Source organism: Microvirga vignae (assembly GCF_001017175.1).
Classification (GTDB): domain Bacteria; phylum Pseudomonadota; class Alphaproteobacteria; order Rhizobiales; family Beijerinckiaceae; genus Microvirga; species Microvirga vignae.
In genome coordinates this window covers 1-2,748 of the sequence record NZ_LCYG01000153.1, presented here as the reverse complement: position 1 = coordinate 2,748, position 2,748 = coordinate 1, and the positions used below count along the sequence as shown (strand labels likewise).

Genomic DNA, 2,748 nt, shown 5'->3' with positions numbered 1-2,748 from the left:
TGCATTTGAACATAAGAGTTCCAGAGAAACAAAGATCGCCGCCGGGTCGGAAGAATTGTTCCGGGTGGTGGAGGTGGGGCCGGTCAGTTGCATGGCCTATCGCCTCCAGGAAGAAAGAGTTGGCGTCCTTACTCTCGCAGAGAGAGCCGGCCGCCGCTCACCTCCTCATGGCATCTTGACGTACTGAGCCGGCATGAGGCGCACCTCGTGGCCCATGCTGAGGAACAAGCGTCCCCAATGGTGCGCACCCGGACATGCTTTCATTTGGTCTGGAACCCAGTTTCGCCGGAAACGAGTGGAAGACGCAAGCAACGTGCTCGCCTTGCCTGGCTTCCCCACCCGACCGAAGCATCCCACAGAGGGATTACACTGGCACTTGAGCTTCCGCTTCACACGAGTCGAGCTAAGTAGGGCGCTGGCTCGACGCATGTTCGACTTTGGGGATGCCGACCCCGAAATACCGCGTGTGGGCGACATCGAGAATGCGATTGACCAAGCTCGAGAAGTTGTATCCGGCGGTCGTCGTGGCTAGGACATACGAGGCGCGCGCACCGAGTGCCGGCAAGGAGTTGATCTCCAGGACAAAGGGCTGGCCGGAGCGATCAATCCGGAGGTCGACGCGAGCGTAGTCCCGGGACTCGCAGGCACGGAAGGTCGCAACTGCAATATCCCGCAGCATCGTCGCAAGCTTGCTCTCAATTTGGGCCGGGCAAATCTTCGGCGGTGCGCTCGCCACCAAGTGCTCCTTGTCTTCCCAAGTCATAAGCCGCGTTTCGCGGTCGCCGAAGTCTTGCTCCACCAGAGGCAGCACCTCGAGCTCTTCGTTTCCGAGCAGCGCAACACAGATTTCCCGCCCCTCGATGTATTCTTCCACGAGCGCATCCTGCGCATACTGTGCGACGATCACTTCTATGGCCTGCCTCAACTGAGCGGGTTCATGTACGAGCTGCAATCCGAAGCTGTTGCCCTCTTGACACGGCTTCACGACCAATGGAAATCGCAGGTCGCCGGTACTCTCGGTGCCGCGGCGCATCACGCGAAAGTTCGGCGTCGGCACACCAGCCTCGCGGAGGAGCCTCTTGGTGATGACCTTGTCGAGCTGCAGCGCCTGACCGAGCGGACTCGGTCCGGTGTATGGCACACCGGCCATCTCGAGCATGGCCGGAACGTGGGCGTCACGGCACTCACCCTGAATTCCGTACGCCATGTTGAAGACAATTCCGGAGGGGCGGGCTTGAAGGTCGGGGGGCATGAACCGCTCGAGCGTACCGAGCAGTCTTTTATCGCCTTCGCACAGCAATGTCTCGTGGCCGGCTTCTTGCAGCGCCGCCACCACGCGTTCGACCGCCTCGCGGTCGTCGAACTCCGGACTAGGCTGGCCGAACCGGTTGATCACGCCCGTATGATCATGATTCCACACGACGGCTACTCGCATGATCTACTCCCTAGATGTTTGCTCGCTGTCACGTTCATTTGCTGAGATCTGGTTGCTCGAGGGGAACAGATCGTCTGGACCCCGCGTGCCTCCGCCGTCTTCCATGCAATCGGCATGCCACCGACGAGGTTGTGCAAACAAGAGGGGAAAACCATGTGTTTCGCGCCGCGCCGGCGGAATACTTGCGCCTCAGTGTATCGGGTTTCGAACATAGATGTCTTCAATCAGACACGGCGGAACACGAGAACACGAGCTTCGAATAATAACGGTCGCCAACGTCGCCAGAGGCTATCAATCCGGATCTGACGCAGACCTGACATCTGCTTTCTCGCCTTCGTTCCATCGAGCGATGTCATATCGGTCGGCAACTTCCTGTCGCCGCTCAGCCAAAGAGCTTCAAGAGTCGTGCCAACTTCATAGAAAGAGGCTCAGAAGGCATTTTATGGGTGCCTTTCAATGCTTAAATGGAAGTGCAGCAAGGGCCCGAGCGAAACACCACCGTGTCGCGGGCACGACAAACCTGTCAAGCGAACCGAAGAATTGACCCCCGCATTGCCTCACGTTGAATGTTACCAGGCGTTGTGATGGAGCGGACGATCTCTCCTTCCGCGGCTGAAGGGTAGGCGTGCGCCCGCTTGATCCAGTCCCCGTCGAGGATGATCCGCCCCATCACGTCAGCCCGCCAAGCCTTTACGACCCATTGCACCATCCTCAGGCTCCTCGTCCGGAAGCGCGACGGATCGGCACCCATGAGACGCTGGAGCACCGTTGCCGCCGGGATCGCGGGATCGGCCTCAACCCATGCCTTGATCTGGGCCTCATACGGCTCAAACATGCTCGGCCGCTTTGGATACGGCTTTACTCGCCGATAAGGCCGTCGATGCGTCGGTCGTGTCTCGCCGGCCTGCCAAGCCGTCTTCAAGCTCGCCGCGAAGCGCTGAAGATCAATGGCGACTGGTTCCTCAGGCTTGCTGTTCAGGCCACGACGATCAACCCGTTTTCCAAGCTCTTCCTGGGCCACGCGGATACCAGTAAATAGCGTGACAGGATCTGATGCTTCTAACAGGTCCCGTAGCCGCTCTTTGTCTGCCTCGCTCACGCCGGGATGAGCCAGCACGCGGGCAGCAGGCGGAACTGGCGCATGATAGCGCTTGATCACACGAGCTCCGATCCGGGTCTTCTCCCGCAGCTTGAACGACGGCTGGAACAGATTGCCGTGCAGACGCACCACAGCGTAGAGGCAGGCCAGTGATGCCGTCGCTTCTGACCCGACAAACCTGCCATAGCCCACCTGATCCTCCCTCGCGTTGGTG

The 2,748-nt window shown here is 59.7% G+C and carries 1 protein-coding gene and 1 pseudogene; both read right to left on the bottom strand.

Going from position 1 to position 2,748, the window contains the following annotated elements; genetic code table 11:
• Nucleotides 1-403: 403 nt before the first annotated feature.
• Nucleotides 404-1,435: a D-alanine--D-alanine ligase family protein gene (locus AA309_RS31340; protein WP_047192940.1), complete on the bottom strand. Its 1,032-nt coding sequence runs from the start codon at nucleotides 1,433-1,435 to the stop codon at nucleotides 404-406.
• A gap of 523 nt (nucleotides 1,436-1,958) precedes the next feature.
• Nucleotides 1,959-2,748, bottom strand: a pseudogene (locus tag AA309_RS31335) (transposase); the annotation flags it as partial.

What these genes read in the sequence shown, in the direction of transcription:
- AA309_RS31340 (WP_047192940.1), bottom strand. Translation starts at nt 1,435, where the DNA reads ATGCGAGTAGCCGTCGTGTGGAATCATGATCATACGGGCGTGATCAAC.